Genomic DNA, 23365 nt, shown 5'->3' with positions numbered 1-23365 from the left:
CAGGTGCGTGTGGTGAGCCTGCCCCCGCGGCGGCGGTGACTGGCAGGCATCGTCGCCCCAGTGGGCCCACTGCCCGAGCATTCCGGGCGGAAGGCACGCTCCGCGGGGCCCCGGCATCTCCGTCGGGGTACACGCGTGACCCGTGCCCGGTCAGCGGGCAATACTGCCAGGGCAGGCTTCCGGACCCGTCACCAGGAGGTACTCATGAAGATGCTGATCAACGTTCCCGAGACGGTGGTCGCGGACGCGCTGCGCGGCATGGCGGCCGCCCATCCCGAGCTGACCGTCGACGTGGAGAACCGCGTGATCGTGCGGCGGGACGCGCCCGTGGCCGGGAAGGTCGCCCTGATCTCCGGTGGCGGCTCGGGGCACGAGCCGCTGCACGGAGGTTTCGTGGGGCCCGGCATGCTGTCGGCGGCCTGCCCGGGTGAGGTGTTCACGTCTCCGGTGCCCGACCAGATGGTGCGGGCGGCGGCGGCCGTGGACAGCGGGGCCGGGGTGCTGTTCGTCGTGAAGAACTACACCGGCGACGTCCTCAACTTCGACATGGCCGCCGAACTCGCCGAGGACGAGGGCGTCCAGGTGGCCAAGGTGCTGGTCGACGACGACGTGGCGGTGACCGACAGCCTCTACACGGCCGGGCGGCGCGGCACGGGCGCCACGTTGTTCGTGGAGAAGATCGCGGGCGCCGCCGCCGACGAGGGGCAGCCGCTGGAGCGGGTGGAGGCGGTGGCCCGGCAGGTCAACGACAACTCCCGCAGCTTCGGTGTGGCGCTCAGCGCGTGCACCACGCCCGCCAAGGGCAGCCCCACCTTCGATCTGCCGCCCGGCGAGCTGGAGTTGGGCGTCGGCATCCACGGCGAGCCCGGCCGGGAGCGGCGGCCGATGATGACCTCCGGGGAGATCGCCGACGCCGCCGTCGAGGCGATCCTCGCGGACCTCACGCCGAGCAACCCGGTCCTCGTGCTGGTCAACGGCATGGGCGCCACGCCGCTGCTGGAACTGTACGGCTTCAACGCGGAGGTGCAGCGGGTGCTCGCGGCCCGCGGTGTCGCCGTCGCCCGCACGCTCGTCGGCAACTACGTCACCTCCCTCGACATGGCGGGCGCCTCGGTCACCCTCTGCCAGATCGACGAGGAGCTGCTGCGGCTGTGGGACGCGCCGGTGAACACGCCGGCCCTGCGGTGGGGCACGTGACGGCGAACGTGTAAGGGATCACACGCATACCTACCAGGCAAGGAGATCCAGTGCTCGACGCCGACTTCTTCCGCCGTTGGATGACGGCGACCGCCGCGTCCGTCGACCGCGAGGCGGAACGCCTCACCGCCCTCGACTCCCCCATCGGCGACGCCGACCACGGCAGCAATCTCCAGCGCGGCTTCCGGGCCGTGGCGGCCGTGCTGGAGAAGGAGGCCCCCGGCACGCCCGGCGCGGTCCTGATGCTGGCCGGGCGGCAACTCGTGTCGACGGTCGGCGGGGCCTCGGGCCCGCTGTACGGGACGCTGCTGCGCCGCACCGGCAAGGCGCTCGGGGACGGGGCGGAGGTCAGCGAGGAGGAGCTGGCCCGGGCGCTGCGGACCGGGGTGGAGGCGGTCATGGCACTGGGCGGTGCGGCGCCGGGCGACAAGACCATGATCGACGCGCTGGTCCCGGCCGTGGACGCCCTCGGCGACTCCTTCGCCGCGGCGCGCGCCGCCGCCGAGCAGGGCGCGGAGGCGACGACGCCGTTGCAGGCCCGCAAGGGCAGGGCCAGTTATCTCGGGGAGCGCAGCATCGGGCACCAGGACCCGGGCGCCACCTCGGCGGCGCTGCTCGTCGCCGGGCTGTCCGAGGCGGCGGAGGCGCGCGGTGAGTGACGGGAAGCTGGTCGGGATCGTGCTGGTGTCGCACAGCGCGCAGGTGGCCGCCTCGGTGGCCGAACTGGCGAAGGGCCTGGCCGGCGGCGGGGTCACGGCGCCGGTCGCCGCGGCGGGCGGCACCGAGGACGGCGGGCTGGGCACCAGCGCCGAACTGATCGCCGCGGCGGCCTCGTCGGTGGACCGCGGGGCCGGGGTCGCGGTGCTGACCGACCTCGGCAGCGCGGTGCTCACGGTGAAGGCACTGCTCGCGGAGGGCGACGAACTCCCCGAGGGCACGCGCCTGGTCGACGCCCCGTTCGTCGAGGGCGCGGTGGCGGCGGTCGTCACGGCGTCCGCCGGAGCCGACCTGGCGGCCGTGGAGGCGGCGGCGGCGGAGGCGTACACGTACCGGAAGGTGTGAGCCGCCCGACGCGTTCGGCGTCCCCACGGCGGCGCTCGGGCCGCTCAGCCGCCCCGGACGAACTGCCGTGCCAGCCGCTCGCCCGTCATCACGGCCGCCCTGTGGTCCTCGATCGGTGCCACCCGGCTGTCCTTGAAGACGATGTAGGTGACCTCGGCGTCCGTTCCGCCGCCGTGCGGGTCGGGGCGGACACCGAGCGAGCGCGCCATGGCGTGGGACGCCTCGCCGATGATGTCCCGCGGGCCGACGTCGCCGACGACCCCGTACCGCACGCGGTCGCGGTGGACGACGGCCACGACGGTCCCGCCGCGCACGCCGTGCTCGCGGTAGTCCCAGACGCGGCTCGGGCCGGGCACCACCACGTAGGGGAGGAGTTCGGCGCTGAGCGGGCGGCCGTCGGACTGCGGGAAGGCGGTGATGTCGGAGAACAGCGGGTCGGTGCGCGCGTTGCAGCGGGGTCCTGGGCGGCCGTCGCAGTCGATGTCGAGGTCGGCCTTCCAGTACACGGCGTCGCGCGTGCCGCACACCGGGATGTCGGCGGGCCTGCCGACGTCGCTGCGGTACCGGCCGCGGGAGACCTGCTCGCAGTCGCGTGCCCTGGCGAGCAGGTCGGCGGCGCGGACGGCGCCCGCGTGCGGCAGCACCGACTGGGCGGAGGGCTGCGGGGGCGGGGTGGGCAGCGTCGTGGGGGCGAGCAGGGCGGCGCCTGCCGTGGCCACCATCAGGCACTGGGCACGCACGATGTTGGGCCTTCCCGGGGGACACTGGGGGACACTCGGCCCAATCTGGTCCCGCATCGGCGACCCGCGCCACTGGTGCGGGGCCGTACGGTGCATGCCCGGCCGTGCCGGCAGGGGTCGGCGGCCCCAGCCGCTGCCGGAAGTCTGCGGGGGCCGGGCGTCCGGCCGGTGTCGGCTCGGTCACCCGGCCCCCGCGTCGGCGCGGTGACGGCGACGACAGCGGTCCGCGCCCACCGGCACGAACTCCCCGATGCCCCCGAGGAGTTCGGCCGTACGGAGTGTCAGCATACGTAATGCCGCGAGGCGGTCGGCAGCGGCGGCCCTCTTGATGTGGGCGCATCCCCGGTCCATATTGGTCCGGACCATTGCCGTGACCGTCGGACCCGTCCCGGGAGGCCGAGTCGTGCGAGGCGTTCCCTCCGCCGCTGCCCTGTACCGCCGCGCCGCGTGCTGCGCGGTGCTCGTGTTCGTCACGTCCTGCGGCTGGGCGGGCGCGGACGACAACGAGGGCGGCCGGCTGCCCGGCGCCCCCACGGGTGTCACCGCCGACGCGGGGAGCGCCACCAGCGTGCACGTCATGTGGAACGCCCTGCCCGGGGCCGACGACATCACCCACTACGAGGTGTACCGCGGCCCCAGGAAGGTCGTGGACGTGCCCGCCTCGCGGCACATGGTGGACGTCACCCGGCTGCGGCCCTCCACCGCGTACGTCTTCACCGTGCGGGCGCGGAACGCCGACGGGCGGCTCGGACCGCCCAGCCGGGAGGTCCGGGCGACGACCCCCGCGGCGGGCGCGGCGGACCGGTCGGCTCCGACCCGGCCCGGTGCCGCGCGGGGCCGGGCGGCGGGGAGCCGGATGGTCCAGCTGTCCTGGTCGGCGTCGACGGACGACCGGGGCGTGGTGTCGTACGACATCTATCAGGGCGACACCAAGGTCCACAGTGTGGGCGGGAACCAGACGGCGGCCGTCGTGACGGGGCTCAGGCCCGGCACGCGGTACGCGTTCACCGTCCGGGCCCGGGACGCGGCCGACAACCTCTCCCCCGCCGGCGCCGCCGTCCGGCTCACCACGCCGGGCTCCGACGACGGACGCGCCACCGCCCCCGGTGACTTCCGGGCCTCGACCCGCCGGGTGGACGGGGCGTACCACATCGACCTCAGCTGGGTGCCGCCGCGCACGGACGGCGTGATCACCGAGTACCAGATCCAGCTCGACGGCAAGCCCGCCACGTCGCTCGTCTACGGCGGGACCGTGCCGCGCGGGCGGGCCACCCACAGCTTCTACGCCGAGGCGGGGGTCACGCACCGGGTGCGCGTGCGGGCCAAGCTGCCGGACGGCACGTGGGGCGGGTTCTCGGCGGAGCGGACGGTGACGACCGGCGCGCGCTGACGGCCCGCCGCACTGCGCCGGACGAAGGAACGCGTCACCTGCACGGGTGCGGTGGGAGTGCGGCCCCGGCCGGCGGCACGTTGGCTGACTCCGAGGCAGCACGGGCGTTCCCCGATCCTCGGCGGCGCAAGGGATGTACCGCCAACCGTGCCGCCGGAGGGCAGTCCACATGCGCAACTCATCGCCACACCTTCGCACCGGCCTGACCGTGGCGGCCGCCGCCGCGCTGCCGATCGCCCTGGCCGCCGGGTCCGCGCACGCGGACCCCGGTATCTCGGTGAGCACCACCGGCTCGACGGTCTCGGTCACCACCACCGCCTGCGCCCAGCTCAACGGCAGCTGGGGCACGGCCTCCCTGCTCAGCAGCGGCCAGTCGAGCTTCGCCCAGGGGCGTCAGGCGTCCCTGTCGGGCAGCGGCTCGGGCCAGTCCGCCACCTGGTCGGACGTGAGTCCGGGCACCTACACCGTGATCGTCATGTGCTCCAACAACAGCACGGCGGGCACCCAGTCCGTCGTGGTCTCCTCCCCCGCCACACCGACGATGTCGGCCACGGCCTCACCGACGGTCTCCGCGTCGCCGTCGCGCGGTGTCATGGGCGGCGTCGGCGGCGCGGCCCGCGACTACGGCACCGTCACGCTCGTGGGCGGCGGGCTCCTGGTCGGGTCCGGCGTGTTCGCCACGGCCTGGTACCTGCGGCGCCGTCAGAAGCCGTACCGCTTCTGACGGGTCCGGGCAGGTGAGCGGTACCGATGTGCCCGGCGCGTCCGGCACGTGGGCGGTACCGACGCGCACCGTGCCGTCCGGCATGAGGGTGGCCGCCCGTCCGAGGTGCTCCGGGCGGGCGGCCGCCGTCATGCCGGGTCCTGGCCGGGCACCTCGGGGAACTCCGCGAGCGCCTGCCGCAGCCACCGCGTCCAGAACGTCTCCAGGTCGATGCCCGCGCGCAGTACCAGGTGCCTGAGCCTGTCCTGCGGGCCGTCCTGCCCGGGCGGGAAGTCCCGCTCCTCGATCTCCCGGTACCGCGCCAACTGCCGTTCGTGCAGATCGAGATGGCGTCTGAGGTCCTCCTCGATGCCGGCCGTGCCGACCACGGCCGCGGCCCGCAGGCGCACCGCCAGCGGGTCGCGCATCGGCCGCGGGTCCTGCGCGGTGGCGGTCCAGCGGGCCAGTTCGGCGCGGCCCGCGGGCAGCACCTCGTAGTTCTTCTTCTGGCCGCGGGCCGGCTGCTCGGACGGCAGGGCGCGGATGTATCCCCCTGCCTCCAGTTTTCCCAGCTCGCGGTAGATCTGCTGATGCGTCGCGGACCAGAAGAAGCCGATCGACTTGTCGAAGCGGCGGGTCAGCTCCAGCCCCGACGACGGCTTCTCCAGCAGGGCGGTGAGGATCGCGTGCGGGAGTGACATGGGCTCATCCTAGGGAGTGCCCCGCCCGCCCCTACAGCGCCGCCGCCAGCTCGGTGCCCTGCTTGACGGCGCGCTTGGCGTCCAGTTCGGCGGCCACGTCGGCACCGCCGATGAGGTGCGCGCCGCGACCGGCGGCGAGCAGCTCGTCGTAGAGGCCCCGGCGCGGTTCCTGGCCGGTGCACAGCACGACGGTGTCGACCTCGAGGACCGTGCTCTCCTGGCCGACGGTGATGTGCAGTCCGGCGTCGTCGATGCGGTCGTAGCGCACGCCCGGGACCATGGTGACGCCGCGGTGTTTCAGCTCGGTGCGGTGGATCCATCCTGTGGTCCTGCCAAGGTTGGCGCCGACCTTCGTCGGCTTGCGCTGGAGCAGGTGCACGGTGCGCGGCGGGGCGGGCCGCTCGGGCGCGGCGAGTCCGCCGGGCGCGCGGTAGTCGGTGTCGACGCCCCAGAGCCGGAAGTACGTCTCCGGGTCCTCGTGCGCCTTGTCGCCGCCGTCGGTGAGGAACTCGGCGACATCGAAGCCGATGCCTCCCGCGCCGAGGATCGCGACGCGGTCGCCGACCGGGGCGCCGTCGCGGAGCACGTCGAGGTAGCCGACGACGCTCGGGTGGTCGACGCCGGGGATGTCCGGGGTGCGGGGGGTGACGCCGGTGGCGACGACCACCTCGTCGTGGTCCGCGAGGTCGTCCGCGCCGACCCAGGTGTTCAGGCGGACCCGTACGCCCTCCTCGTCGAGCCGGGTGCGGAAGTAGCGCAGGGTCTCGTCGAACTCCTGCTTGCCGGGGACCTTGCGGGCGACGTTGAGCTGCCCGCCGATCTCGCCGGCGGCGTCGAACAGGGTGACGTCGTGGCCGCGTTCGGCCGCGGAGACCGCGCAGGCGAGGCCGGCCGGTCCGGCGCCGACGACGGCGACGCGCTTGCGCCGCCTGGTCGGGGACAGCACCAGCTCGGTCTCGTGGCAGGCGCGCGGATTGACCAGGCAGGAGGTGATCTTCCCGCTGAACGTGTGGTCCAGGCAGGCCTGGTTGCAGCCGATGCACGTGTTGATCGCCTCGGGGCGGCCGGCGGCGGCCTTGGCGACGAAGTCGGGGTCGGCGAGCATCGGGCGGGCCATCGACACCATGTCGGCCGCGCCCTCGGCGAGCAACCTCTCGGCGAGTTCGGGGGTGTTGATGCGGTTGGTGGTGACGAGCGGGACGGACACCTCGCCCATCAGCCGCCTGGTCACCCAGGTGTACGCGCCGCGCGGCACCGACGTGGCGATGGTGGGGATGCGGGCCTCGTGCCAGCCGATGCCGGTGTTGATGATGGTCGCGCCGGCCGCCTCGACGGCCTTGGCGAGCGTGATCACCTCGTCCAGCGTGGAGCCGCCGGGCACCAGGTCCAGCATGGACAGCCGGTAGATCAGGATGAAGTCCTCGCCGACCGCCTCGCGCACCCGCCGCACGGTCTCGACGGGGAAGCGCATCCGGTTCTCGTACGAGCCGCCCCAGCGGTCGGTGCGGTGGTTGGTCCCCGCGGCGATGAACTCGTTGATGAGGTAGCCCTCGGAGCCCATGATCTCCACGCCGTCGTACCCGGCCTGCCGCGCGAGGCGGGCGGCACGGGCGTAGTCCTCGATCGTCCGCTCCACGTCGGCGTCGGTCAGCTCGCGCGGCACGTGAGGGCTGATCGGCGCCTGGAGCGGGCTGGGCGCGACCAGGTCCTGGTGGTAGGCGTACCGGCCGAAGTGCAGGATCTGCATCGCGATCCGGCCGCCCTCGCGGTGCACGGCGTCCGTGACGATCCGGTGCCGCTCCGCCTCGTCCTCGGTGGTGAGCCGGGCGCCGCCCTCGTACGGCCTGCCCTCGTCGTTGGGCGCGATGCCGCCGGTGACGATGAGGCCGACTCCGCCGCGGGCCCGGGCGGCGTAGAACGCCGCCATGCGCTCGAAGCCCCGCTCGGCCTCCTCCAGGCCGACGTGCATGGAGCCCATCAGGACCCGGTTGGGCAGCGTGGTGAAACCCAGGTCGAGCGGGCTCAGCAGATGCGGGAAACGGCTCATCGGACCCTCCGTGCGCGGTGTCGTGCCCTCAGTTCTAAGGCAGCGCGGACACCTTTTGCAACTAGTTGCACAATGGGTCGCGGGTGACTCCGGACACGCCGCGGCCCGCCCCGGTCCGCGACGGACCGGGGCGGGCCTGTTCGTCACCGGCGGTACGGCTTCAACGGCTCTCCAGCCGCACGTGCAGCTCCTCCTCCTGGTCGCCCGGCACCGTGCTGTGGTGGTGCACGGTGAACAGCGAATCGAGGGTGGCGCGGAACCGGTCGATCGCCCAGTAGCCGCCGTGCGCGTCGGCGACGACGGGGGACGACAGGCGGGCGGCGGGCCGGGTGCCCTCGCGCGCGTCGGCCACGTCGAACGTGCCGAGCCACACGGTGGGGCGGGTGTCCGAGAGGTCCTCCGGTACGTCGTCGGCGCACCGGTCGGACGCGAAGCACGCGCACAGCGCGCCGAACACGATCCGAGCGTCGTCCTTGTCGCAGCCGCTGATCTCCACCGAGACGTGTTCCGGGTGCGGTCGCTCGCTGTCCATCGGATCGCTCCTCTCCTGGCCGGGGGTGCGGGGCCCCGGGTGCCCCGGGACGCCGGCCCCACCCCCAGGTAAGCACCACCCGCGCCCGACCACTACCGGCGCGGCGGTGCGGGCCGTCAGCCGCGGGTGAAGCGGTAGGTCTTGCTGTCGGTGAGGACGCAGAAGCCGGGCGAGACGACGATCACCCGCAGGGTGCCGGTCCGGCGGTCGTAGTCGATGCCCTCCGTCTCGAAGGTGCCCGGGCACGCGCTGCGAAGGGGCAGCCGGCGCAGCGCCGTGACGTGCCCGGACACGTCCGAGGTGCCGTTCGGCGCGGCGGAGAGGTCGATCTGGAGGAGCGGCTTGGTCATGCCGAACAGCGTGCCCTCCGGGTCGTCGGAGGAGCACAGCAGCTGGGTGGCGGTGACGAAGTCGCCCTGTACGTCGCGCACGGGGTGGTCGAGGCGGACGGTGGCGGCCTGCGGGAGGTTCGCCGAGGGCGAGGTGGCGCGGTTGACGCCCGGGGTCGGGAAGACCAGCAGGCGGTTCATCGTGCCCCACTCCCCCGACAGCATCCACTGGCCGTCCGGCGAGATGGCGACCCAGGAGTTGTTCGGGGCCTCGCCGGGGCCGAGGGCGTGGACGTACTCCGCCCAGCCGCCGCCCGGCGCCTGCACGCGGAACATCTTCGCGCCGCCCGCGTCCCGCTGGTACGGCTCGACGTAGTGGCCGTCGTAGGAGGCGTCGGGGTCGCCGACGTGGTTCCAGCCGCGGGTGGAGACGCCGACCGGGATGGTGCCGATGCCGGTGTAGCGGTTGGGGCTGTTCGCCGGCACCTCCACCGACGTCAGACCCTGGCTCTCGGTCAGCGGATCGGCGCGGTCGGAACCCGCCTCGGTCCGGGTTCCGACCGCGGAGGCGGGCGGGGCGGCGGCCAGGACGGCGGCGGTGGCGAGCGTGACGAGTCCTGCGAGCAGGGCATGACAACGTTGCCGGAGGCTGGGGGGCATGGGGCGGCTCCTCGTGGGGGGCGGGAAGCGTGCGGCGACAGTCTGGCCCGTGGTGTCGGTCATGTACAGACCAATGAGGGCCGTGCGCCGTGCCGTCCGGAGGATTTTGCGCAGCGGTCACCGCGTGGTTGGGGGATGGTGGAGGGAGACCACGGATCGGGCGGACGAACATGCCGCGCGCGGTGGAACAGGCGGCGGGCCGGCGGGCCGACCGTGCGGCACGCGACAGGACGAGCTGCGGGCCGGGCGGGCCAACCGTGCGGCGCGCGCCAGGACAGGCCGCGGGCCGGGCGCAACCGCGCGGCGCGGTAGGACGAAGGGGATCGGCAGCCGGGAGGCGTGCCGTGAGGATCGGCGAAGGCGGGGCGTGCGATGAGTGCAGCCGGGTCTCCCCTCGGAAGCGCCGGGTCCCTCCCGGGCGACAGTGCCGGGCCGGGACGGGGCGGCGGTGGCCCGCGCCCTGGGTCGGGAGAGGACTGGGGGCGGCTGGGGCCTGCTGGGGCGGGTTCGGCGAGGGGCGGGGGTTCTCAAGGGTTCGGTGGACCTGTCTCGGCCGCCGGTGGACCTGGTCCGTCGCCCGGTGAGACTCCCCCGGGGCGGCCCGATGGGTCTCCCCCGGGGCTCGGTGCGCCTGCCTTTCCTTCCGGTGCGCCTGCCTCCCCCGCCGGTGGGCCTGCTTCCTCGGCCGGTGGGCCTCCCTCTTCCGCCGGTGGGTCTCCGCCGGGGCACGGCGCGGCTGGGCCGGACGGCGGCACGGCGGGCCGCGACCACAGCGCGGCCGAGCACGACCACGGCACGGCCGACCCGGGCCACACCCCCACCGATCCTGGCCCCGGCGCGACCGGCCCGGCTCGCGGCAGTACCGCGGGCCCCCACCCCGCCCCGCACGGGCCGGACTCCGGCGCGCCGGGCCCGCCTCCTCACACGCCCGCCCCGGCTCCCGGAACGCCCACCCCCGACCCGCCCCGCGGTGCCGTGCGGCCCAGTGGGCTGCTCGACGTTCTCGGCGTCGCGTCGATCGTGCTGGACACCGAGGGGCGGATCGTGTTGTGGAGTCCGCAGGCGGAGGAACTCTTCGGCCATCCGGCGCGGGAGGCGCTCGGGCAGTACGCCGCGCGGATCATGGTCCACGAGCGGCACTTCGATCTGGTCGTCAAGCTGTTCGCGGACGTCATGGCGACCGGCGAGGGCTGGGCCGGCGCCTTCCCGATCCGGCGCCCGGACGGCACGACCCGCCTGGTGGAGTTCCGCAACATGCGGCTCCTGGACGACCGGGGCGACGTCTACGCCCTCGGGCTCGCGGCCGACCAGTCGACGGTGCTCAAGCTGGAGCAGGACGTGGCGCTGTCGACGCGGATGGTGGCGCAGTCGCCGATCGGGCTGGCCGTCCTCGACCACGAGCTGCGGTACGTCTCGGTCAACCCGGCGCTGGAACGCCTCAACGGCGTGCCCGCCGCCGACCACATCGGGCGCCGGGTGAGCGACGTCCTGCCGTCGCTGAACGCCGGGTCCGTGGAGGCGGCGGCGCGCCAGGTGCTGCGCACCGGGCAACCGGTCATCGACCACCAGTGGATCGGACGTACCCCCGCCGACCCGGGCGAGGACCACGCCTGGGCCGTGTCGCTGTACCGGCTGGAGGACGCCCTGGGGAACGTCCTCGGCGTCGCCTGCTCGGTCGTGGACGTCACCGAGCAGTACCGGGCGGGCGTGGAGGCCGAGGCGGCGCGGCGGCGCCTGGCGCTGATCGCGGACGCCTCCGCGCGGATCGGCACGACGCTGGACCTGGAGCGCACGGCCTGCGAGCTGGCCGAGGTGGCGGTGCCGGAACTCGCCGACGTCGCCGCCGTCGACCTGCTGGAGTCGGTGGTCGAGGGCCGCAGCTGCCGCCTGGAACCCGCGGAGCCGGCGGTGATCCGCGCCCTGGCGGTGCGGGCGGACAACGCGCCGGACGCGCTCGCGGCGGCCGACCCGCCGGGGCAGGTCGCCCGGTACGGGCCCGACCGCCTGGTCACCGAGTGCGTGCGCACCGGGGACCCGGTGATGGTGCCCGAGGTCCGCCGCGAGGACCTGCCCCGCATCGCCCGCTCGCCGCAGGCGGTCACGCTGCTCGCACGCGCGGGCGTGCACTCGTATCTCGCCGTGCCGCTCATCGCGCGCGGGGAGGTGCTCGGCGCCCTCGACCTCAAGCGCACCCGCAACCCGCTGCCGTTCAGCGCCGACGACCTGCTGCTGGCGCGGGAACTGGCCGCCCGCGCGGCGGTGCAGATCGACAACGCGCGCTGGTACCAGAACGCCCGCGAGACGGCCCTGACGCTGCAGCGCAGCCTGCTGCCGAGCCATCCGGCGGTGACGGGCGGCCTGGAGGTCGCCTCCCGCTACCAGCCGGCCGGCGCCACCAGCGAGGTCGGCGGCGACTGGTTCGACGTGATCCCCCTGGACGGGGACAGGACCGCGCTCGTGGTGGGCGACGTGATGGGCAGCGGCATCACGGCCGCCGCCACGATGGGCCGGCTGCGCACCGCCACCAACACCCTGGCCTCCCTGTCGCTGGAGCCGGAGCGGCTCCTGGACCATCTCGACGGGATCGTCTCCGGCCTGGACCAGGCGTTCGCGACCTGCGTGTACGCCGTCCACGACCCGCATCTGCGGCAGTGCCGCATCACCAACGCGGGGCACCTGCCGCCGGTCCGGGTCCGCGCCGGACGGCCGCCCGAGCTGCTGGACCTGCCCACCGGGGCCCCGCTGGGCGTGGGCGGGGTCGCCTTCTCGACCACCACCGTCGGCCTGGAACCCGGCGACCGGCTGGTGTTCTACACCGACGGGCTGGTCGAGACCCGCCGCGACCCGCTCGACGAGCGGCTCGCCCGGCTGCTGACGCTGCTCGACGGCCCGGACCGCCCGCTGGAGGAGGTGTGCGACCTCCTCCTGCGGACGCTGCGGGAGCCCGACAACTCCGACGACGTGGCGCTGCTCATCGCCTGCGCGCGCCAGTTGCCGTAGCCGCGCGGCGGCCCGGGGTCGTACGCCGGTCACGACGTGGGCGTGGCGCTCCAGGGCCGCACGCCGATCACGACGTGGGCGTAGCGCTCCTCGGGGACCGCGAGGCGGGTGGTGAGGCCGCCGCGGGTGAAGGCCGCCACGGCTGCCGGTGCCTGCCGTTCGCCGGTCTCGACGAGCAGGCAGCCGCCGGGCGCGAGCCAGTGGCGCGCCCCGGCGGCGACGCGGCGCAGCACGTCGAGGCCGTCCGCGCCGCCGTCGAGAGCGACGAGCGGCTCGTGCTCACGCGCCTCGGACGGCAGCAGGGGCACCTCGCCGGACGGTACGTAGGGCACGTTGGCGGCGAGGATGCCGACCCGGCCGCGCAGGTCGCCGGGCAGCGCCTCGAACAGGTCGCCGGTGTGCACCCGGCCGCCCGCGGCGGCGAGGTTGCGGCGGGCGCAGCGCGCGGCGGCCGGGTCGATGTCGGCGGCGTGCAGTTCGACGCCGTCGAGGGCGGCGGCGAGGGCCGCGCCGACGGCGCCGGAGCCGCAGCACAGGTCCACGACGACCGTGGCGTCCGGCGCCTGCGCCAGGGCCTGTTCGACCAGGAACTCGGTGCGGCGGCGGGGCACGAAGACGCCCGGTTCGACGGTGACGCGCAGGCCCCGGAACTCGGCCCAGCCGAGGACGTGTTCGAGGGGGGTGCCCGCGACGCGGCGGTCCACGAGGGCGGTGAGTTCCTCAGGGGTGCGGGCGGCGGCGAGGAGGAGTTCCGCCTCGTCCTCGGCGAAGACACAGCCCGCGGCGCGCAGCGCGGCGACGACGGACGACGGAGAGACAGTGGTCATGGTGAACGGGAGCCTTTCGGAAGCCGAGGGGCGCCCTCGCGGTCACCTGCCGTCGGCGATCCGTTCTGCGTCGAGGTGAGAGCACCCGGTCTGACACGGCGTCAACGGGTCTCACCTCCTCGTGTCCTGGGCGGCCGGGACGCTTCCCGGCCGGGGTGCGGCGATAGTACCCGGCGAACGGGACGGCTGCCGCGCCACGGATCTCGCCGCGCACCACGCCCTGGGCGAGCCCACCGTCAGCCGTCAGGCGCCGGCCCTGGAGCGGGCCGGGCTCGTCGCACGGCGGCGCGCGCAGGACCACCGCGTGCACGCGCTGCACCTGGCGGGGGCGGACCGCCGCATCCCGGCGCAGGTCACCGAGAGCCGCCGGGCCGTGGTCCGGCGGCGGCTCACGGACAGGCCGGCCGAGGACCTGGAGCGGTTCGCCGCGTACCTGCTGCGCCACAAACGCCTCGCGGCCCCCGTGGACCGCCTGGGTGCGGGGTGCGGGCGCCCCGCACCCACCCGTACGGTTGAATGCGTAAGCGATTCGTCCGCTCGATCGGCGGGCCGCCCTCGCGGCGGCCTGGAGGCACCACCGGCATGCACGTCACCCGAGGCTTCACCGGCCGCCCGCGCGTCCCCGACCCCGGGCTGCCGCCCGGCCAGTACGACGCGGGCGACGACTGGCCCGTCCTGTCCGCCGAGGTCACCCCGGAGCTGGCCCCCGCGGACTGGACCTTCCGCATCGACGGCCTCGTGGCGGAGCCGCGCACCTGGACCTGGCAGGAGGCGCACGAGCTGCCCGCCTCGGCGTACGAGGGCGCCATCCACTGCGTGACGAGCTGGTCGAAGTTCGGGGTGCGGTTCGGGGGCGTGTCCCTGGACGCGTTCCTGGACGCCGTACGGCCGCTGGAGCCGGCCACGCACGCGGTCGCCTACTCGCACACCGGCTACACCACGAACCTCCCGCTCGCCGACCTGACCGGCGGCCGGGCCTGGATCGCCTGGGAGTACGACGGACGGCCGCTCCCGGCCGAGCACGGCGGCCCGGCGCGGCTGCTGGTGCCGCACCTGTACTTCTGGAAGAGCGCCAAGTGGATCGCGGGCATCCACGTCCTCGACCACGACGAGCCCGGCTTCTGGGAGCGCAACGGCTACCACGACCGCGGCAACCCCTGGGAAGAACAGCGGTACGCCGGTGACTGAGACGCGGACGACGGGAACCTTCACTCCGCCGACCGGCTTCGCCGTGCCCGGACGCATCGCCGTCGGCGAGCGGACGGCCGCGGTGTGGCGGACGGCCACGCTGACGGAGATCCGGCGCGAGACTCCCGGGGCGGCGACGTTCCGGTTCGCCGTGCCCGGCTGGCCGGGACACCTTCCCGGCCAGCACCTGCTGCTGCGGCTGACCGCCGAGGACGGTTACACGGCCCAGCGGCACTACTCGATCGCCTCCGCGCCGGACGACGGCGGGCACGTCGAGCTGACGCTGGATCGCGTCGAGGGCGGCGAGGTCTCCGGCTGGTTCCACACGGTGGCCCGGCCCGGGGACCGGGTGGAGGTGCGCGGTCCGGTGAGCGGCTTCTTCGCCTGGCCCGGCGACCGGCCCGCGCTGCTGATCGGCGCGGGCTCCGGGGTCGTCCCGCTGATGTCGATGATCCGGCACCACCGGGCGCGCGGCCTCGACGTGCCGCTGCGGCTGCTGGTGTCGGCGCGCAGCCCGGACGAGCTGATCTACGCGCGGGAGCTCGGCGCGGAGACCACGCCCGTGTTCACCCGGAGCGCGCCCGAGGGTGTGCCGGTGGGCCGGATGACGGCCGCGCACCTGGCGCCGTTCCTGTCCGAGCCGCCGTCCGGCGGGTGGGAGGCGTACGTGTGCGGCTCCAACGCCTTCGCCGAACACGCCTCGCGCCTGCTCGTGGCGGCAGGGCAGCCCGTGGACCGCATCCGCATCGAACGCTTCGGCTGACGACCGCCCCAGGATCGGCGGCGCCCCGGCCTGTGCCTGTGTGACCGCGCCCGCCGTGCGATGGGGGAAGCCCGCGGGACGGGGTACCAGAAGCATGCGGGTGCCCGGCGCGCGGCGCGGTGCGGAGCCCGGCGGCGCCGGACGCGGTCCTGTCCGGTGGCCGCCCGTCCCTCCGGCCGCTCGGACGGCGAGGAGGTCGACATGCGAACCATGGTGCGCGGCCGGCGCAGGCCGCCCAATCCACTACGGCGCCGGTCGGACGTGGTGGAGGCGTGGACGGTACTGGCCGTCGCCGTGCTGCTGTGGGTGGGCGCGCCCGTCGCCGGTGTCGTCACCGCCTGGTGGGCGCACGACGAGGCGCGGACGGTGGCGGCCGAGCAGCGCGCCGAACGCCGGCTGGTCCGCGCCGAGGTGGTCGGGCGGGCCTCCCTCTCCGGCTCGTCGTCCTCGGTGCAGTCCGGCACCCTGCACTCGTACCGGGCGACAGTCCGCTGGACCGAGCCGGGCGAGGCGCCGCGCACGGTCACGACCCGCGTCCCGTCGGGCACGCGCGCGGGCGAGAAGGTCGACGTGTGGCTCGACTCCCGGGGCCGCAGCGTGCCGCCCCCGGTGGACGGCGCCGCCGTCTGGCATTACGCGGTCACGTTCGGGCTCTGTGCGGCGGGCGGTGCCGCCGCCGTGGTCCTCGGCGCGCACTGGGCCGTACGCCGGGTCGCCATGCGGCGCCGGCTGGCGGAGTGGGAAGAGGCCTGGGCCCGCACCGAGCCCGAGTGGACGCGCCGCCGGGCGTGAGGCACCGGTCTCAGCAGACGCCTCGCCCCGCCAGGCAGTCCACCGCCGTCCGACCGCTCGGCTGCTCGCCCGTTCGATGTGTCGACCACCGTTCCGTCAGTCGAGAAGGGTCTGGCAAGCCCTTCCACCGCCCGCGTACGGTGTCTGCGATCACTCGCCCGGTCCTTTCAGAAGGCGGTCCCCCATGGCCCTGTTCGACCTCCCTCTCGACGAACTCCGCGCCTACCGCAGCGCGTCCACCGAGCCGGAGGACTTCGACGCGTTCTGGTCGAAGACGCTTCAGGAGGCCCGCGAACACGACCTGGACGCCCGCTTCGAGCCCGTGGACACGGGTCTGACCGAGGTGCGGGTGTACGACGTGACGTTCGCCGGGTTCGGCGGTCACCCGGTCAAGGGCTGGCTGACGGTGCCCGCCGGGGCCGCGGGACCGCTGCCGCTGGTCGTGGAGTTCATCGGGTACGGGGGCGGCCGGGGCCTGCCGCACCAGCACCTGCTGTGGGCGGCCTCGGGACGGGCGCACTTCGTGATGGACACCCGCGGCCAGGGCAGCGCCTGGGGCGCCGGGGGCGACACCCCGGACCCGGTGGGCGGCGCGCCCGCGTACCCCGGTTTCATGACGCGCGGCATCGACGCCCCGGAGAACTACTACTACCGGCGCGTGTTCACGGACGCGGTGCGTGCCGTCGAGGCGGCCCGCTCGCACCCGCTGGCCGACGCCACCCGCACGGTCGCGGTCGGCGGCAGCCAGGGCGGCGGCATCACGCTCGCCGTGGGCGGCCTGGTGCCGGACCTCGCGGGCATCGCGCCGGACGTGCCGTTCCTGTGCGACTACCCGCGCGCGGTGACGCTCACGGACAAGCACCCGTACCGCGAGATCGGCCTCTACCTGAAGACGCACCGCGGGCGCACCGACGACATCCTGCGGACCCTGTCGTACTTCGACGGTGTGCACTTCGCGTCGCGCGGCACGGCCCCGGCGCTGTTCTCGGCCGCGCTGGAGGACCAGACGTGCCCGCCGTCGACGGTGTACGCGGCGTACAACGCCTGGGCGCACGAGGACAAGGCGATCGAGGTGTACGACTTCAACGACCACGAGGGCGGCGGCCCCTTCCAGGAGGCCGCCAAGCTGCGCTGGCTGGCGTCGCGCGGCTGATTCCGGCCGCCGGGCCGTTCCCGGGGTTCCCTCCAGTCCGACCAGTCGGTACGTTCTGCCCGGGCCGCGTGCGCGGCCCGGGTTTTCGCCATGGATGTTTCCGCTGGTGGTTCCTGCGACGAGGGAGGGCCCGTGCCCGGGCACGAGACACGAGTTCACGGTCACTGCGACGCGCGGTTCGCGGCGGTGCGTACGGCGTTCGAGGAGAACTTCGGGGACCGGGGCGAGCTGGGCGCCGCCGTGACCGTGCTGGTGGACGGCGTGACCGTCGTGGACCTGTGGGGCGGGTGGGCCGACCCGGGCCGCACCCGGCCGTGGGAGCGGGACACGCCGGTCAACGTCTGGTCGACGACCAAGGGCCCGGTGGCGCTGTGTGCGCACATTCTGGCCGACCGCGGGCTGCTCGACCTCGACGCGCCGGTGGCCGCGTACTGGCCGGAGTTCGCCGCGGCGGGCAAGGAGCGCGTCCTGGTACGGCACCTGCTGTCGCACCGGGCCGGGCTCGCCGGGCTGCGGGAGCCGCACTCGTTCGCGCAGCTGTGCGACTGGGAGCTGACGACGCAGCGGCTCGCGGCGATGGAGCCGTGGTGGGAGCCGGGCACCGTCTCCGGCTATCACGCGCTGACGTACGGCTTCCTGGTCGGTGAGGTGGTGCGGCGGGTGTCGGGGCTGCTGCCGGGGGCGTTCCTGGAGCGGGAGGTGACCGGGCCGCTCGGCATCGACTTCACGGTGGGGCTGCCGGAGAAGCGCTGGGGGCGGGCGGCGGAGTTGACGCACGCCCCGGCGCCGGGCAGGGCCGAGGCGTTCGCCCAGCTGCCTCCGGTGGCCCGCGCCGCGCTGGCCAACCCGGGGGTGGGCGCGGCGCAGGCCAACTCGCCCGAGTGGCGGTCGGCCGACATATCGGCGGCGAACGGGCACGGCACGGCGCGGGCCGTCGCGGCGCTGTACGGGATCTTCGCGGGCCGGGGCACCGTCGACGGCCACCACATCCTGTCCCGGGCCGCCGCGGAGCGGGTCCGGGAGGGGCAGGGCAGCTGCCGGGACCTGGTGTTGGGAACGGGCCTCGACCGTGAGATGGAGATCGGCCTCGGCCTGTGGCTGAGCGGCCCGCACGGCTCGTACGGGCCGAATCCGCGGGCTTTCGGACACGACGGCGCGGGAGGTTCCTGCGGCCTCGCCGACCCGGAGGCGGGCGTCTCGCTGGGGTACGTGATGAACCGCATGGGGCCGCGCATCGCCGACGACCCGCGGAAGATGGCGCTGGTCGAGGCCGTGTACGGCGTGTTGTGAGCAGGCGAGGGGCGGGTGACGTTTCAGCCGAACCGGCGACCCGCCCTTCCCTATTGGTTTAGACCAATGTTAGATCTGGTGGCGTACCGAGCCCGTACGGCTACCGCACGTCACCAACAGGAGGTCGCGGCATGGCCCGCACCACCACCTCGCACGACCGTCCGCTCGCCGGCGGTCCGCCGCTGTACCGGCGGATCGCCGCGGAGCTGCTCGGCGAACTGCACGACGGAACCATCCGGCCCGGCGAACGGCTGCCGGGCGAGCGGCAGTTGGCCGGCCACTTCGGCGTCAGCCGGGAGACCGTCCGGCAGGCCCTGGAGATCCTGCGCCGGGACGGCCAGGTCGCCACCGACCGGCGTGGCAGCCATGCCGCGCTGCCCGCACTGCCGTCCCAGAGCCCGGCGTCCCTCACCTTCCCGGTCGGCGCCCGCGCGGCCGAACCGGGCGGCGGGGACCGGGCGGGCGTCAGCTGGGAGACCCCCCCGGCCGAGCACGCCGAGGCGCTGGGGCTGGCGCCCGGGCGCCCCACCCTCGTGCACCGCTACGCGTCCGGTACGGCGGACGGCGGCGCCCGTCGCACGGCGCTCACGTCGTTCTCCGCCGTGGCGCTCGCCGAGGTCGAGGAGCTGGCCCGCTACCGGCACCGCGCCGGCGCCCACGCCGAGGCGCACCTGCGGCACGCCTACGACTGGATGCGCCGGGCGGGCCTGACGCTGCATCACCGGGACACGATCACCCGGCCGTCCGACGCGGCGTCGGTGCGGGTGACGCGGCGGGTGCACGACCAGTACGGGCGGCCCCTGGAGATCACCGACCTGGTGGTGGACGCCGAACGGGACGCGCTGGTCTACGAGTTCACGCTGCCGTCCGCGGTGTGACGCGGGCGCCGGGCCACCACCAGGCGGGCGTGCGGACTGCCGTCGCGGCGGTGGCCCAGCTCTGGCAGGGCATGGCTTGCGACGTCGAAGCCCGCGCGCGTCAACTCCCCTACCACGTCCCCGTACCGGAAGGCGCGGTAGTACATGACGAACGGCGGACGCCACACGGCGTTGCGGACCCGCATCGCGGTGTCGAAGCCGAGCAGCATCCAGAACACGGGGCTGCTCGGCCGCGGCGGGGCGAGCACGGGGAACGCGAAGCTGCCGCCGGGACGCAGCACGGAGTGGACCTGGGTGAACAGTCCGGGCAGTTCACGCGGCAGGAAGTGCCCGAACGCGCCGAAGCTCACCAGGAGGTCGAAGGCCCGGCCGAACGGCAGGGCGCGGGCGTCGGCACGCACCAGGGAGACCGGCGGGCGCGTGGCCCGGGTGTGCTCGCGCGCGACGGCGAGCATGCCCGCGCTGAAGTCGACGCCCGTGACGCCGTCGCGGCACACCTTCGCCAGCACGCCGAGCCCGGCGCCGGTCCCGCAGCACAGGTCGAGCCCGGCGCCGAAGGGACCGAGGCGCGCCAGGGCCGCGGCCACGGCGTCGAGCACCGGCTCGGGGGTGCGGAAGGGGGTGTGGTCGAACTTCGGGGCGAGCAGGTCGTAGCCGCGCTCGACGGACGACAGTGCCTGGACGGCGAGTTCGCGCAGGCGGGGTCCTCGGGGGCCGAACACGGGCTTCAGCCCAGCGGGGCGCGCTGCCGCAGGACGGTGAGCGCGCGCTCGCACCAGCGCAGGTTCTCCTCCTCGAAGGCGATGCCGCCCAGCAGGGTGAGGTAGGGGCCGATGCGGTCGCCCTCGCGCAGGTACTCGTCCTCGGTGCGCCCGTCCAGCAGCCGTTCGCGGACCCGCTGGTAGCGGCCGAGTCTGGCGCGCGCCCAGGACATGCGCTCCTCGATGAGGGCGCGGATCCGCTCGGGGTCGGTGCCGTCCATGGCCTGAATCTTGATCATGAATTCGTCGCGGAGGGCGGCGGGCCGCCGGGGCGGCTCGACGGCGAAGGCGCGCAGATCCTCGCGGCCGGCCTCGGTGAGCGTGAACATCCGCTTGTTGGGCCGTCGTTCCTGCTGCACCACCCGTGCCTTGATCAGCCCGTCCCGCTCCAGGCGCTCCAGTTCCCGGTAGAGCTGCTGGGGGGTCGCGGGCCAGAAGTTCGCCAGGGACACGTCGAAGACCTTGGACAGCTCGTAGCCCGAGGCCTCGCCTTCCAGCAGGGCGGCCAGAACGGCGTACTTGAGGGACATGTGGACACCGTAACAGCAGGTGACTATTCTCATCCGCACTTATTCAACTCGTTGACTATGAGGTGATCCCATGCGCGCGTTCCGCGAGGCCGTCGAGGCCCAGGACCTCGACGCCGCCGAGGCGCTGCTGGCGCAGGACGTCGTCTTCTCCAGCCCGGTGGTGTTCAAGCCGTACCAGGGCAAGGCGATCACGGCGGCGATCCTGCGCAACGTCGTGCAGGTCTTCGAGGACTTCCGGTACGTGGCGGAGACGAGCAGCGCGGACGGCCGCGACCACACGCTCGTGTTCACCGCGCGGGTCGGCGACCGCCGGATCGACGGCTGCGACATCCTCCACGTCGGCGAGGACGGGCTGGTCGACAGCCTCATGGTCATGGTCCGGCCGCTGTCGGGCGTTCAGGCGCTCGCCGAGGCGATGGGGGCACGCCTCGACCGGATCGCCGGGGACGCCCCGTCGGCCTGAACCGCTCGCCCGCCGCGCCCCGTCCGGCGTTCCGCTGCCCGCGCGCCGGACGCCGGGTGTTGGATGGCCGTATGACCTCCGACGAGCTCGCGCGCATGATGCGGGCCAACCAGGCCAACTGGGACGCCCGCACCCCCGTCCACGTCGCCAGCCGGTTCTACGGGCTCGACCAGGACCTGGACCCGGCCCGCTGGTTCGCGCCCTTCGAATGGGACGACCTGGGCGAGCTGACCGGCCGGGACGTGCTCCACCTCCAGTGCCACCTCGGCACCGAGACGCTCGCCTTCGCCCGGCGCGGCGCCCGGACCACCGGCCTCGACTTCTCGTCGGCGTCCGTGGCCGCCGCCAGGGACATCGCCGACAAGGCGGGCCTGGAGGTGGGGTACGTCCAGGCCAATGTGTACGACGCCGTGGACGCCCTCGGGGAACGGCGCTTCGACGTCGTCTACACCGGCAAGGGCGCCCTGTGCTACCTGCCCGACCTCGACCGCTGGGCGGACGTCGCCGCCCGGCTCCTGCGCCCCGGCGGCCGGCTGTACGTCGCCGAGTTCCACCCCGTGCTCAGCGCCCTCGGCCCGACGCCCGCACCGGGCGAGGGCCCCGAGCTGCTGCTGCGCCACGACTACCTGGGCGGCGCCGGGCCCGTGCTCCGGGACGCCGCGCACACCTACACCGACGGCCCGGCCGTCGAGGGCGCCACCGACAGCTACGAGTGGGCACACGGAATGGGCGAGGTGCTGAACGCGTTGACCGGGGCAGGACTGACCGTCCGGAGCCTGCGGGAGACCGAGGAACTCCCCTGGCAGCGCTGGCCGCACATGCGGCGCACCGACTCCGGCTGGTGGCGGCTCCCCGAGCCGCGCATCCCCCTGCTGTACGGCCTGCTCGCCACCCGCTGAGACCTCGTTCACGGTGGACATCGCCCGCCGGTGGTAAAGTGCGGTCAGCACCTGTGCACGCCCCGTTCGGGCGCCGGTGCCGGTTCATCTCTCCTCCAGCTCGCTGACCGCCGTCGCGCATCGACCGGTCCAGTGGCTTCCGGGCACCTTCCGCACCGCGCGTTCGAGGTGCTGTTCCCGCCGCCCCGACGGAGCGCTGCCAGCCTCCCGCGCGGCTTCTCCCCCCCTTCTCTCCGCACGACTCATGCCTTCCGTCCGTGAAAGGACCGGCCCTCATGACCACCACCCTCGAACACCCTCCCGTCCAGCAGCAGACTCCCGTACGGGCCGTCACCGGCGTCCTGGACATCGACGCGGCCGGGAAGGGACACCTGCGCGCGGCGGACTTCGTGCCCACGCCCGCCGACCCGCAGGTCGCACCCGCGCTGATCCGCCGGTACGGCCTGCGCAAGGGCGACCTGGTCGACGGCGTACGCGGCGACCGGCGCTCCGTCACCGAGGTCGCCCGCGTCAACGGACGCCCCGCCCAGGAGGCGCGCCCGGCGCCACTTCCAGGACCTGACACCACTTCACCCGCACGAGCGGCTGCGGCTCGAACACCCGGCGGCCTCCTTGACCGGGCGGGTCACCGACCTGATCGCCCCCGTCGGCAAGGGCCAGCGCGGGCTCGTCGTGGCCCCGCCGAAGACCGGCAAGACCGTCCTGCTGCAACAGCTCGCCGCCGCCGTCGCGGGCAACCACCCCGGCTGCCGGCTGATGGTCGTCCTGTTGGACGAGCGGCCCGAGGAGGTCACCGACATGCGGCGTTCCGTGCGCGGCGAGGTGTACTCCTCGACGTTCGACAAGGCGCCCAAGGAGCACATCGCCCTCGCCGAGCTCGTCATCGAGCGGGCCAAGCGGCTCGTCGAGGCGGGCGAGGACGTCGTCATCCTGCTCGACTCCCTGACCCGGCTGTGCCGGGCCCACAACAACGCCGCCTCCTCCGGTGGCCGCACCCTGAGCGGCGGGGTCGACGCGGCGGCGCTGCACGGGCCCAAGCGGTTCTTCGGCGCCGCCCGGCAGGCCGAGGAGGGCGGCTCGCTCACCATCCTCGCCACCGTCCTGGTGGAGACCGGCTCGCGCGCCGACGACTTCTACTTCGAGGAGCTCAAGGGCACCGGCAACATGGAGCTGCGGCTCAGCCGCGAACTCGCCCACCGCCGGGTCTTCCCCGCCGTCGACATCGACGGCTCCGGCACCCGCCGTGAGGACATCCTGCTGACCCCGGCCGAATTGACCGCCGTGCACGGGCTGCGCCGGGTGCTGCGCGGCCGGGACGGCCAGACCGGCCTGGAGACGATCCTGGAGCGGATGCGGCAGACCCCGGACAACGCGGCCTTCCTGCGGCTCGTCCAGCCCACGCTGCCCGTCGGCTGACCGGCCGCCGCGCCCGGCATCCGGGCGCACGGCCACCCGTGTAC

22 protein-coding genes and 2 pseudogenes are annotated in these 23365 nt (G+C 74.5%); 16 read left to right on the top strand and 8 right to left on the bottom strand.

The window, feature by feature from the left end:
* Nucleotides 1-204 precede the first annotated feature (204 nt).
* The 3 genes from dhaK to AB0M97_RS11955 are packed head-to-tail and all read left to right on the top strand — an operon-like array spanning nucleotide 205 to nucleotide 2259.
* Nucleotides 205-1197: a dihydroxyacetone kinase subunit DhaK gene (gene dhaK / locus AB0M97_RS11965; protein WP_365960666.1), complete on the top strand. Its 993-nt coding sequence runs from the start codon at nucleotides 205-207 to the stop codon at nucleotides 1195-1197.
* A 50-nt stretch (nucleotides 1198-1247) separates the two neighbouring features.
* Entirely contained in the window at nucleotides 1248-1856 is a 609-nt protein-coding gene (gene dhaL / locus AB0M97_RS11960) for a dihydroxyacetone kinase subunit DhaL (RefSeq protein WP_365960665.1), read from the top strand.
* Entirely contained in the window at nucleotides 1849-2259 is a 411-nt protein-coding gene (locus AB0M97_RS11955; RefSeq protein ID WP_365960664.1) for a PTS fructose transporter subunit IIA, read from the top strand. The genes dhaL and AB0M97_RS11955 overlap by 8 nt, the downstream gene beginning before the upstream one ends.
* A gap of 44 nt (nucleotides 2260-2303) precedes the next feature.
* Here AB0M97_RS11955 and AB0M97_RS11950 read toward each other — a convergent pair whose 3' ends face one another.
* Entirely contained in the window at nucleotides 2304-2999 is a 696-nt protein-coding gene (locus AB0M97_RS11950) for a glycoside hydrolase family 75 protein (protein ID WP_365960663.1), read from the bottom strand.
* A gap of 457 nt (nucleotides 3000-3456) precedes the next feature.
* Here AB0M97_RS11950 and AB0M97_RS11945 point away from each other — a divergent pair, with 457 nt between their 5' ends.
* Both AB0M97_RS11945 and AB0M97_RS11940 read left to right on the top strand, forming a co-directional pair.
* Complete coding sequence (locus AB0M97_RS11945; RefSeq protein WP_365960774.1) at nucleotides 3457-4389, top strand: fibronectin type III domain-containing protein; 933 nt, start codon at nucleotides 3457-3459, stop codon at nucleotides 4387-4389.
* A gap of 169 nt (nucleotides 4390-4558) precedes the next feature.
* Nucleotides 4559-5113: a hypothetical protein gene (locus AB0M97_RS11940; RefSeq protein WP_365960662.1), complete on the top strand. Its 555-nt coding sequence runs from the start codon at nucleotides 4559-4561 to the stop codon at nucleotides 5111-5113.
* Nucleotides 5114-5241: 128 nt separating this feature from the next.
* On the opposite strand, the gene AB0M97_RS11935 is transcribed toward AB0M97_RS11940, so the two are convergent.
* The 4 genes from AB0M97_RS11935 to AB0M97_RS11920 form a co-directional block, all read right to left on the bottom strand.
* A complete protein-coding gene (locus tag AB0M97_RS11935) occupies nucleotides 5242-5793 on the bottom strand; it encodes a PadR family transcriptional regulator (protein WP_365960661.1) in 552 nt (183 codons plus the stop codon).
* Between the two features lie 31 nt (nucleotides 5794-5824).
* Nucleotides 5825-7840 (bottom strand): NADPH-dependent 2,4-dienoyl-CoA reductase, encoded by a 2016-nt coding sequence (locus AB0M97_RS11930; protein WP_365960660.1) that lies wholly within the window; start codon nucleotides 7838-7840, stop codon nucleotides 5825-5827.
* Between the two features lie 160 nt (nucleotides 7841-8000).
* Nucleotides 8001-8372, bottom strand: coding sequence for a hypothetical protein (locus AB0M97_RS11925; protein ID WP_365960659.1), 372 nt, complete (start codon nucleotides 8370-8372; stop codon nucleotides 8001-8003).
* A 116-nt stretch (nucleotides 8373-8488) separates the two neighbouring features.
* Nucleotides 8489-9361, bottom strand: coding sequence for a hypothetical protein (locus AB0M97_RS11920; RefSeq protein WP_365960658.1), 873 nt, complete (start codon nucleotides 9359-9361; stop codon nucleotides 8489-8491).
* Between the two features lie 975 nt (nucleotides 9362-10336).
* On the opposite strand from AB0M97_RS11920, the gene AB0M97_RS11915 reads away from it, so the two are divergent.
* Complete coding sequence (locus AB0M97_RS11915; RefSeq protein WP_365960657.1) at nucleotides 10337-12361, top strand: SpoIIE family protein phosphatase; 2025 nt, start codon at nucleotides 10337-10339, stop codon at nucleotides 12359-12361.
* 29 nt (nucleotides 12362-12390) lie between these two features.
* Here AB0M97_RS11915 and AB0M97_RS11910 read toward each other — a convergent pair whose 3' ends face one another.
* Nucleotides 12391-13188, bottom strand: coding sequence for a putative protein N(5)-glutamine methyltransferase (locus AB0M97_RS11910; protein ID WP_365960656.1), 798 nt, complete (start codon nucleotides 13186-13188; stop codon nucleotides 12391-12393).
* 175 nt (nucleotides 13189-13363) lie between these two features.
* On the opposite strand from AB0M97_RS11910, the pseudogene AB0M97_RS11905 reads away from it, so the two are divergent.
* The 7 genes and pseudogenes from AB0M97_RS11905 to AB0M97_RS11875 form a co-directional block, all read left to right on the top strand.
* Nucleotides 13364-13633 (top strand): annotated as a pseudogene (locus AB0M97_RS11905) (MarR family winged helix-turn-helix transcriptional regulator); the annotation flags it as partial.
* A 137-nt stretch (nucleotides 13634-13770) separates the two neighbouring features.
* Nucleotides 13771-14376, top strand: coding sequence for a sulfite oxidase-like oxidoreductase (locus AB0M97_RS11900; protein WP_365960655.1), 606 nt, complete (start codon nucleotides 13771-13773; stop codon nucleotides 14374-14376).
* A complete protein-coding gene (locus tag AB0M97_RS11895) occupies nucleotides 14369-15139 on the top strand; it encodes a ferredoxin reductase (RefSeq protein WP_365960654.1) in 771 nt (256 codons plus the stop codon). Before AB0M97_RS11900 ends, AB0M97_RS11895 begins: the two co-directional genes overlap by 8 nt.
* 201 nt (nucleotides 15140-15340) lie before the next feature.
* Complete coding sequence (locus tag AB0M97_RS11890) at nucleotides 15341-15931, top strand: hypothetical protein (protein WP_365960653.1); 591 nt, start codon at nucleotides 15341-15343, stop codon at nucleotides 15929-15931.
* A gap of 184 nt (nucleotides 15932-16115) precedes the next feature.
* Nucleotides 16116-17084, top strand: coding sequence for an acetylxylan esterase (locus AB0M97_RS11885; RefSeq protein WP_365960652.1), 969 nt, complete (start codon nucleotides 16116-16118; stop codon nucleotides 17082-17084).
* Nucleotides 17085-17216: 132 nt separating this feature from the next.
* Entirely contained in the window at nucleotides 17217-18374 is a 1158-nt protein-coding gene (locus AB0M97_RS11880) for a serine hydrolase domain-containing protein (RefSeq protein ID WP_365960651.1), read from the top strand.
* Between the two features lie 131 nt (nucleotides 18375-18505).
* Nucleotides 18506-19252 carry a GntR family transcriptional regulator gene (locus tag AB0M97_RS11875; RefSeq protein WP_365960650.1) on the top strand — a complete coding sequence of 249 codons (747 nt, stop codon included), beginning with the start codon at nucleotides 18506-18508 and terminating at the stop codon, nucleotides 19250-19252.
* Here the strand turns inward: AB0M97_RS11875 and AB0M97_RS11870 are convergent.
* Both AB0M97_RS11870 and AB0M97_RS11865 read right to left on the bottom strand, forming a co-directional pair.
* Nucleotides 19222-19974, bottom strand: coding sequence for a class I SAM-dependent methyltransferase (locus AB0M97_RS11870; protein ID WP_365960649.1), 753 nt, complete (start codon nucleotides 19972-19974; stop codon nucleotides 19222-19224). The two genes, AB0M97_RS11875 and AB0M97_RS11870, sit on opposite strands and share 31 nt — an antisense overlap.
* Nucleotides 19975-19979: 5 nt before the next feature.
* On the bottom strand, nucleotides 19980-20543 hold the full coding sequence (locus AB0M97_RS11865; protein ID WP_365960648.1) for a PadR family transcriptional regulator: 564 nt from the start codon (nucleotides 20541-20543) through the stop codon (nucleotides 19980-19982).
* 70 nt (nucleotides 20544-20613) lie between these two features.
* Between AB0M97_RS11865 and AB0M97_RS11860 the strand changes: the two genes are divergently transcribed.
* From AB0M97_RS11860 to rho, 3 genes and pseudogenes are all read left to right on the top strand, one after another.
* The gene (locus AB0M97_RS11860; RefSeq protein WP_365960647.1) at nucleotides 20614-21006 is read left to right on the top strand and encodes a nuclear transport factor 2 family protein; all 393 of its coding nucleotides are present in this window, start codon (nucleotides 20614-20616) and stop codon (nucleotides 21004-21006) included.
* Nucleotides 21007-21077: 71 nt separating this feature from the next.
* Entirely contained in the window at nucleotides 21078-21905 is an 828-nt protein-coding gene (locus AB0M97_RS11855) for a class I SAM-dependent methyltransferase (protein WP_365960646.1), read from the top strand.
* A gap of 275 nt (nucleotides 21906-22180) precedes the next feature.
* Nucleotides 22181-23321, top strand: a pseudogene (gene rho, locus AB0M97_RS11850) (transcription termination factor Rho).
* The last annotated feature ends 44 nt before the right edge of the window (nucleotides 23322-23365 follow it).

This window comes from Streptomyces sp. NPDC051207, assembly GCF_040682395.1.
GTDB lineage: Bacteria > Actinomycetota > Actinomycetes > Streptomycetales > Streptomycetaceae > Streptomyces.
This window is presented reverse-complemented; position numbering and strand designations above follow the sequence as displayed.